Source organism: Collinsella aerofaciens, from assembly GCF_028206795.1.
Classification (GTDB): domain Bacteria; phylum Actinomycetota; class Coriobacteriia; order Coriobacteriales; family Coriobacteriaceae; genus Collinsella; species Collinsella aerofaciens_AX.
On record NZ_JAQLFJ010000012.1, the window covers coordinates 72208 to 80900 of the forward strand.

The 8693-nt window shown below is 57.7% G+C and carries 7 protein-coding genes; 4 read left to right on the forward strand and 3 right to left on the reverse strand.

Annotation, left to right across the window (positions count from 1 at the left end; genetic code table 11):
• Positions 1–59: 59 nt before the first annotated feature.
• Together PMX70_RS08540 and PMX70_RS08545 are read right to left on the reverse strand one after the other, a co-directional pair.
• Entirely contained in the window at positions 60–2261 is a 2202-nt protein-coding gene (locus tag PMX70_RS08540) for an ABC transporter permease (RefSeq protein ID WP_271743372.1), read from the reverse strand.
• On the reverse strand, positions 2251–3036 hold the full coding sequence (locus tag PMX70_RS08545; protein ID WP_271743373.1) for an ABC transporter ATP-binding protein: 786 nt from the start codon (positions 3034–3036) through the stop codon (positions 2251–2253). The genes PMX70_RS08540 and PMX70_RS08545 overlap by 11 nt, the downstream gene beginning before the upstream one ends.
• A gap of 144 nt (positions 3037–3180) precedes the next feature.
• Between PMX70_RS08545 and vsr the strand changes: the two genes are divergently transcribed.
• From vsr to PMX70_RS08560, 3 genes are all read left to right on the forward strand, one after another.
• The gene (vsr, locus tag PMX70_RS08550; RefSeq protein ID WP_249934374.1) at positions 3181–4167 is read left to right on the forward strand and encodes a DNA mismatch endonuclease Vsr; all 987 of its coding nucleotides are present in this window, start codon (positions 3181–3183) and stop codon (positions 4165–4167) included.
• A 498-nt stretch (positions 4168–4665) separates the two neighbouring features.
• Positions 4666–5595, forward strand: a complete 930-nt coding sequence (locus PMX70_RS08555) for an AraC family transcriptional regulator (RefSeq protein ID WP_158556493.1) — start codon at positions 4666–4668, stop codon at positions 5593–5595.
• Between the two features lie 56 nt (positions 5596–5651).
• Positions 5652–6275: an HAD family hydrolase gene (locus PMX70_RS08560; protein WP_089572377.1), complete on the forward strand. Its 624-nt coding sequence runs from the start codon at positions 5652–5654 to the stop codon at positions 6273–6275.
• Between the two features lie 322 nt (positions 6276–6597).
• On the opposite strand, the gene PMX70_RS08565 is transcribed toward PMX70_RS08560, so the two are convergent.
• Complete coding sequence (locus PMX70_RS08565; RefSeq protein ID WP_022095149.1) at positions 6598–7455, reverse strand: class II fructose-bisphosphate aldolase; 858 nt, start codon at positions 7453–7455, stop codon at positions 6598–6600.
• Between the two features lie 335 nt (positions 7456–7790).
• Between PMX70_RS08565 and PMX70_RS08570 the strand changes: the two genes are divergently transcribed.
• Complete coding sequence (locus PMX70_RS08570; RefSeq protein ID WP_271743374.1) at positions 7791–8594, forward strand: DeoR/GlpR family DNA-binding transcription regulator; 804 nt, start codon at positions 7791–7793, stop codon at positions 8592–8594.
• Positions 8595–8693: the final 99 nt, after the last annotated feature.

The following is an 8693-nucleotide window of genomic DNA, read 5'->3' on the forward strand; positions in this document are numbered from 1 at the left end:
CGCTTAGGGACGTTTTCGCTGACGTGAGCTCAACCTGCGATAATTCCGAGCTGAACGAGTTACTCGCTGTAGCGGGTGGCGATGGCAGCTTGTACCATGCCGGCGCTCATGAGGTAGGTCACCAGGAAGTAGCCACCATAGGCTGCCAGGAAAATCGCACAGGTAAGACCCACGGTGCCGCCGATGCTCATGTTGCCAAACGTGCTCACCATCTCGATGATCACCTTAAGTGCCACAAAGGAGTGCGCCAGGCCCACTGCCAGCGGGAACAGGAAGAACACCGCTTGCTGCGCCATCACCGAATGACGAATCTGGCGGTCGTCACAGCCGATCTGTGCCAGCACACGATAGCTGCGGCTGCCGTCGGCCACATTGGAGAGCTGCTGGATCGACAGTATCGCCGCGCACGCAACGACCAGTACAAAGCCAATGTAGATGGCCAGATAGCTAATCATGCCGTTCATATGCGCCGCCTGCGTATACATCTCGGAGCGTGTGATGAAGATTCCCCATGACCCTGGCTCCTTGCCGTCAACGAGCAGATTGTCGAGCAAAGTGTATTTAATGCTCTCGTCTGCCTCGGTCGTATCCATCCCCTGTTTGTAATTAACGAGCAGGCTACTGGAATACGGCTGCAGATTAAGTTGGGACAACAGCTCGTCGGCAACGACGACGGTACCCGGATTACTGCCCATCGCCGAGTTGGCGATGGCCGCCGTGTCCTTGTCCGACTTATCGGTTGCGGGCTTGAGCTCATGCCCGCCCAAGGTGAGGGTATGGCCGCCGGCCATGTACTTGGTGTACAGGTCGCCCAGCTCACCGCCCATATCACACGTAAGCAGGTACTGGTCGCGGCCAATGCTCACCGGCTCCTCGCCCATCATCTGGCGCAGTTTGTTGTACTGGCTCGCCGGCGTCACAAACAGACCCATCGTATCGGCATTGCTACCCCCGAGCGCCTTGGGGAGCTTTTCGCCCATGGTCTTGCACATCTCACCCGCAGACACCGAAGGATTCGAACCGCCAAACGGGTAACTCAGATACGAATCGATCTGAACATGCTCACCGGCAACATCGGCGATATTGACCTTCTTGCCGGTCTCGTCGTTGTTGTCCGCCGACTTGCCCTTGCCGTGCCATGCGGAGTACAAATCGACCGTTGTATCGGCTAGCACCATGCGGTCGGCTTCAGACGGATTGACATATTCTTTGTAGTAGTCGAGCGTATCGGGCGTGTAATAGACATACGTCTGCGACATATCGGCCGGCGTATAGCGCTCCAGGTTTTCGTTCATCACATTGGCAATCGACATACCGCACGTCACCGAGGTGATGGCCAAAAACAGGAGCATCGCGATGACGCCCATCGAAAAGCACACCGTGTTGACCTTGGCCGCAAGCTGGCGCACGGTAAACATATTGAGGCCGCGCCAATACACGCTGCGCAGGCTCTGCAGCAGCTTGATGAGCATGCCCGAGAGTCCCCAGAACAGGGCAAAGGTGCCCACGGTAACCATAGCGGTCGTAATACCAAACTGGTTCATGGCCTCTTGCAGCTTGCTGTCCGTCGCGGTTAGCGGGAACCCATCACGTAGCAGACGGTAATAGGCCACGCCCACAAGCGCCACGCCCACGGCAAAGATGGCAATCGCGATCCAGGGGTTGCGTGTCTTGATGCTCTCGTTGCGACGCTCGGCACCCATAAGCTCGATAAGTTTGGTACGACGCACGGCGCGAAGGTTCAGCAGTAGCGTGAGCACAAACATTACGAGCATGCAGGCAAGGGTCAGATTGAACGCATGCACCGAGAAAAAGAAGTGGAAATTGGCGATTTGTGTCTTAAAGAGCGAGGCCGTAAAGAACGTCATGAGTTGGGAGAGTCCCACACCCAGCACAATGCCGGCGACAAAGGCCACGACCGACACTATCACGGTCTCGAGCGCCATGATCGTGGCGACGCGCCCACGCCCCATGCCGAGCACCTGGTACAGGCCAAACTCCTTCTTGCGGCGTTTCATGATGAAGTTATTGGCATACACCATCAAAAAGGCCATGACACCGGCCAAAAAGTACGTCAGGTCGCCGAGCATGCTGCCCATTACCTGCGCCAAGCCCTTTTCATCGATTCCGGCGATGTCGACCTGCATCGAGATGGTGTTAAAGGCATAGAAGACCGTGACGCCCAGGGTGAGCGTCAAAAGGTAGACGAGGTAGTCGCGGCCGGCGCGGCGAACGTTGCCCCAAGCGAGTTTACAGAGCATCGGAGCCCTCACCGCCCATCATGGCAACGACCTCCATAATGCGGTCGAAGAACTCTCGGCGGTCGGCGTCGCCGCGGCGCAGCTCGGTGAAGATCTTGCCGTCGCGGATAAACAGCACACGGCTCGTGTAGCTGGCAGCAAAGCTATCGTGCGTGACCATGAGCACGGTAGCGCGTAGGCGGCGGTTAAGGGCCTCCAGGCTCTCGAGCAGCAGGCGAGCGCTCTTGGAATCGAGGGCGCCGGTGGGCTCGTCGGCCATGATCATGGTGGGGTCGGTGACGAGCGCGCGAGCCGCGGCAACGCGCTGCTGCTGGCCGCCGGACATCTGGTAGGGATACTTGTCGAGCACCTGACTGATGGACAGGCGCGCTGCCACATCCTGCACGCGGGTCGAGATCTCTGCCGAGTTTGTGCGGGCGATGGTGAGCGGCAGGGCGATGTTCTCGCGTGCCGTGAGCGTATCGAGCAGGTTGGAGTCCTGGAAGATAAAGCCGAGCTCCTCGCGGCGGAACTGCGAAAGCTTGGCCTGCTTCATGCGCGTTACGTCCTGCCCGTTGATGCGGATGGTGCCGCTCGTGGCGCTATCGATGGTCGAGACGCAATTGAGCAGGGTCGACTTGCCCGAGCCCGAAGCGCCCATGATGCCAACAAATTCGCCGCGGTTGACGGTAAAGCTGACGTCGTTGAGCGCGCGGGTCACGTTGCCCAGCGCTCCGTATACCTTTTCGAGATGCGCGACCTCCAGTACCGGGGTCGCCATGTGCGTGGTTTGCATACCGAGTCCTTTCTTGCGATTAGTCTACGGCATCTATAGTCGCAAGAAGACGAGTCGGCTACCATCGATATGGCTTACGCTTGCCTTACCGTTGCGTAAGGTAAGCGTAGTCTGCCACGTGTTGATGTTGAGAGAGGACTCCTGTTGAAGACTGTTCATGTTGCCGCTGGGATCATTCGCAAGGAAGGATCCGATGAGCTGCTTGCCGTGCAGCGCGGCTACGGCAACATGCAGGGACTTTGGGAGTTCCCCGGTGGCAAGCTCATGCGCGGCGAGTCGCCCGAGGACGCCGTACGCCGCGAACTCATGGAAGAGCTGCAGGTCAAAGTCACCAACCTGCGTGACTTCTACACCGTTGAGTATGACTACCCCGATTTTCATCTCTCAATGGAGTGTTACTACTGCTCGCTGGCTAAAGAATCCGATGAGCCTCAGAAGCACGACCGCCAGCTCGATATCCGCTGGATTCCGCGCACCTCGCTTGCCATGGTGGAATGGATGCCCGCCGACAAAGGGCTTATCGATGCTCTGATTGAGTTGAAGGAAGATCGGCTCGAGGCAAGCTCCGCCGATGACGCCACGCCCACCACAGCCGACAAACCCGCCACCAAGCCCAAGCGCGCACCTAAGCGCCGCAGCAAGAAGCGCCCCAAGCCCGGCTTGCTGGACGGCATCGACACCTCGGACCTTTCCGCCGACGAGCGTGAGCTCGTGCGCCGTCGCGCCGCTATAAAAAAATCCATGAAGGGCAACAAGCGTGCGAACACCAAACCCGAGCTGCTCGTTCGCCAGCGCCTGCGGGCAGCGGGCCTTACGGGTTATCGCTTGGAATGGAAGGTTCCCGGCAAGCCCGACATCGCCTTCCCCGGCCGCAAGATCGCCATCTTCGTCAACGGCTGCTTTTGGCACCGCTGCCCCAAGTGCAATCCGAGCCAGCCCAAGCGCAACGTTGAGTTTTGGGAGGCAAAGTTCCGTCGCAACGTCGAGCGCGACCGCGCTGCCGTGGCAGCACTCACTCAAATGGGCTGGACACCCATAACCATCTGGGAATGCGAGCTCAAAAAAGACCGCATCGACGCCACAATGGAAAAGGTCATCGAGCAGGTGCGCGCCACAGAGCCGCAGCGCTAGGAACGAGCCGTCCACACGCCCCACACAGGCGAGCCACATCCGCGCCACAAACCTTAGAAAGCCCTTAAGTTCAAAACCTCTCAAGAGTGTTACTCGATAGCTCTGACCTGCGGTTTCATCGTAATTGCAAACCTCATTAAGCCTTTCTTTAGCGCTTCTTTGCGACGTCCGCGGCATAATACTGCCAACGCACGGGACCTAGCAGCACACCCCGTGCGCAACCTTTTGGTGGACATCGAGGAGGCCGCATAAGCATGCATTCTTCCAATGACGCAGCACAGCAGCCATCCCTAAAACATGCGGACCTTTTCTCCTTCCCCCCGACACAGAGAAACGGCCTCCTCGACTCCCCCACCACAAAAACCAAGCGCTCAGCCGATCAGAGCCTCAACTTACGAGCTTCCTTCGAAAAGCTCCAAGCATCCCTAGACAAGGCGTTCCCCGAACAGGCAAGAGCAATCTAAGCCCATCGCGCTTTATACTGATGCCATGCGAAACATGGATCACATAGAATTGCACCGCGGAGGACGCGAGGAAGCGTTTCCCGAGACCGCCGAAGACTGGCCCTATATTGCCGAACGCGCAGAATTCGCTCGCTATCCGGGCAATTCCGTCCCCTGGCACTGGCATTCCGAAGTTGAGCTTTTCTACATGGAGCAGGGAGCGATTGACTATCGAACGCACGCGGCTCATGAGCACGTACGCTTTGAGGAAGGGTCCGCCGGCTTTATCAACGGCGGCGTTTTGCACAGTACGCTGCAATCACCCAATTCGGCGCCAGCCATTCAAATGCTGCATATCTTTCAGCCGTCGATGCTCGGCGATCCCGCGGGACGTCTCCAAAAGCGCTACATCAACCCATTGCTTCAATGTCGAGGCGTCGATGTGCTCAAATGGTCGCCCACCAATCCCGACGATATGCCCTTTATCGATTTGCTGAAGAGCTCCTTTAGCCACGACCTTCAACAGCCGCAGAACGAGATGGCGCTTCGAAATAGTTTGTCAGAGCTCTGGATTCAGATTAACGCCAAGACCGAACCGCTCTTTTCTTCCGACGGCGCCTCTTGGATGACCAGCCGCGACGTACAGTTCAAGGCAATCCTGGACTTTATCCGCGCAAACTATGCAGCCGCTATAGATGTGCCCCAGATGGCATCTGCAGCCGGCGTAAGCGAAAGAGAGTGTTACCGCATTATCGAAACTTGTGCAGGAACGACCCCGGCGGCATATCTACGCGCATACCGCATAAACCGTGCTTGCGAACTTTTGGCACACACCACGCGAACGGTACAGACAGTCGCGCGCCAATGCGGATTTATAACAGCAAGCCATCTTGGCCAGGTTTTTAAAGAACAAATGGGGTGCACTCCTTCGAGCTATCGAGCAGCGAGGCAGAATCTCGATAGCACCAGGCAGAAATCCCGCTAGCCCTTCTTCTGTCACTGCATCAAACTTGCAGGCAAACAACAGAGAGGAGCAATCATATGAAGCACTTTGACCATATCGTATTTGACGTTGATGGGACATTGGCAGATACAGAAGAAAGCGTTCTGTCATCGCTTGTCCAGATTGTCCAAGAAGAGACCAGCAAAACGCTTCCCCGACACGAGCTTGACTTTGCCCTCGGCATACCCGGCAAGGATGCCCTTGAGAAACTTGGAATCTACTCGCAGGCAACGTTGGATCGCTGGTGCCAAGTTGCCGCCAGCTTTAAAAGCACCATCAGCGTGTTTCCAGGTTTGCTTGAAGTCATCGCAACACTCGCCGATAGCGGCTGCAAACTTGGCATCGTCTCCTCACGTGCGCGCGACGAATACGCAAAAGAAATTGCACCCCTTGGTTTCGATAAGTATTTTGAGCACATCATCCTTGTCGAAGACACAACCGAACATAAACCCGCACCCGCACCCATGCTCGAATATCTCCGACGTGCGGGCGCGAATCCTGGCAACGTCGTCTACGTTGGCGACACCGTCTACGACGAACAATGCGCAACTTCAGCAGGGGTCAGTTTTGCCCGAGCAGCATGGGGATCACACCAAGATATCCCAAACGCCACCTACAACCTCAAAACCCCCAACGACCTACTAACCCTAACAACCAAATAACCCACGCGTCCCACCCTTTCAGCCCCAACACCACAAGGGCGATTGAGCAGGACGGTTTGGGCGGGTCCCCGTACTTAGTTTCCAAAATCATTCCGCAGCGCGAAGGCTCCTTATTATTTTCAGACCTAACGCCACAAGGGCGACGACCTCGAGTAGGTCAACCTGGGAGGGACGAGGGTTTAGTTCTCCAATCTTTCCGCAGGGGGCAAAAAGCCTCGCCGCACGAAGTGCGTAGCGAGGCTTTTTGCATGCCCGAGGACGATTGGGGAACTAAGCCCTCATCCCTCCCCGGGATCTATTTTGAGTCGGAGTACCCTTGCTGTTACTCTGCTTTGCCCACAGAGTTGAGGTTGGTCATACGGATCTTAACCAGCTCGGTGATCTCACGCATGCCCTCCTTGGCCGGCTTCTTAGGATCGAAGCAGGCGGGGTTCTCAGCCATGTAGGCCATGAAGCCCTTGGTGTAAGCCTGACGCAGCTCGGTGGCGTAGTTAACCTTGCAGATGCCGTTCTTCACAGCCTCGGCAACCTGCTCATCGGGCACACCGGAGGTGCCGTGCAGGACCAGCGGCACGTCGACGGCGTCGCGAATGGCCTTGACCACGGACTGCTCGATGTGAGGATCGCTCGTGTACACGCCGTGGCTGGTGCCAACGCCAATGGCCAGCGAGGTGCAGCCGGTGCGCTCAACAAACTCCTTGGCCTCGGCAGGATCGGTGTAGGGGCTCTCGCCCTCAACCGCGGGACCGTCGTCCTCCTTACCGCCGACCTTGCCGAGCTCGGCCTCGACGGGCACGCCCATGGCGCGGCCAGCGTCGGCGACGGACTTGGTCAGGGCAATGTTGTCCTCGAAGGACTCGTGCGAACCGTCGATCATGACGGAGGTGTAGCCCGTGCGGAAAGCCTGCATGCAGCGGTCATAGCCATCGCCGTGATCGAGGTGCAGGGCGACGGGCACGGAAGCGCGCTCGGCGGCAGCCTTGACCATGCCGTAGAAGTAGTCCAGACCAGCGGTCTTGATGGTGCCCGGGGTGGTCTGCATGATGACGGGGGACTTGGTCTCCTCGGCAGCGGCCAGAACGGCCATAACAAACTCGAGGTTCTCGACGTTGAACGCGCCGACGGCGTAGTGGCCGGCCTGAGCGTCCTTGAGCATCTTTTCGGTGGTTACAAGTGCCATGAGCGTTTGCTCCTCTCCCTCGCCCGCATCTGGACATCGGGCGTACGTGTCCGCAAGGCGTTTTACCTTGCATTTTGCTGCGCCCATTGTATGAAAATCGCATCTGTCGCATGTACGAGATATCGTCGGCACGCAGGCCAAAACGCTCGTTTTTGAAAAGCAAACGGAAGGGATTCAGGCTAAATTCCCCTATCCGACATTACCGTTTTCAAGCGAATCATCTTTCTTTTATAGAAAAGATAAGTAATCGAAAGGCGTTTACTTGCTCAAAAAGAAAATGAACGAAAATAGACTCAACACAATTCCTGCAAATTTCAGACGATGATGGAGCAACTATGGCCCATGCAACAACCCGAGCTTTCGCCGATGAGCGGCGCGCCGCCATCATGGAGATGCTCGAACATAACGCCTCGGTGCAGGTGGCAGAAATCGCCCAGACCTTTGGCGTGTCCTCCGTCACCGCCCGCGCCGACCTGGACGCGCTCGCCGAAGCAGGCAAGCTACGCCGTACGCATGGCGGCGCTGTGTCGCTCCACAAACGCCTAACTGTCTCCACGCAGGATCGCCGCATCAATGTCAACGTCGCCGCCAAGCAGGCCATCGCGCAATGCGCCATCGAGCTCGTCGGCAATGGTGACACTCTGCTCGTCGACTCGGGCACCACCGCTCTCGAGTTTGTCCGGCTCCTCGACCAGCGCGACGGCATCACCGTCATCACGGCAGACATTACCATTGCCGATTACATCGACGAGAGTATGCCCTCGGTTGATGTCGTCATGCTGGGCGGGGCACTGCGCAAAGGCCATCGTTATCTGTACGGACCGCTCACTATGCAGGCGCTTCAAACGGTTCACGCCGACCTTGCCATCGTATGCCCCGGCGCTTTTGTCCCCCGTTGCGGCTTTACGACCGACTTTCCGCAGATGGCCGAGACCAAAACGGCTATGATCGCCGCAGCCCATCAAAGCGTCGCCCTCATGGACGCCAGCAAGGTTAACGGGCGCGGCATGTACCGCTTTGCCGAGCTTGTCGACGTCGACACCATCGTGATGGACCGTGATCCCGATGGCGCCGTCGCCACCTCACTCGCCGAGACCGCCGACGAGGCCCGCCCAAATCTCGTCATCACCGGCGCTTAAACAAAAACCACCACAAAGGTGCCTGTGAACTGCGCCCCGAAACTTGGACTGAATAAATAGCGACTACGCCGCAAGGGCCCGGTTCCGGAACTCCTCCGG

Coding starts and splice junctions, on each gene's coding strand:
- PMX70_RS08540 (WP_271743372.1), bottom strand. CDS start 2,261: ATGCTCTGTAAACTCGCTTGGGGCAACGTTCGCCGCGCCGGCCGCGAC.
- PMX70_RS08560 (WP_089572377.1), top strand. CDS start 5,652: ATGAAGCACTTTGACCATATCGTATTTGACGTTGATGGGACATTGGCA.
- PMX70_RS08545 (WP_271743373.1), bottom strand. CDS start 3,036: ATGCAAACCACGCACATGGCGACCCCGGTACTGGAGGTCGCGCATCTC.
- PMX70_RS08570 (WP_271743374.1), top strand. CDS start 7,791: ATGGCCCATGCAACAACCCGAGCTTTCGCCGATGAGCGGCGCGCCGCC.
- PMX70_RS08555 (WP_158556493.1), top strand. CDS start 4,666: ATGGATCACATAGAATTGCACCGCGGAGGACGCGAGGAAGCGTTTCCC.
- PMX70_RS08565 (WP_022095149.1), bottom strand. CDS start 7,455: ATGGCACTTGTAACCACCGAAAAGATGCTCAAGGACGCTCAGGCCGGC.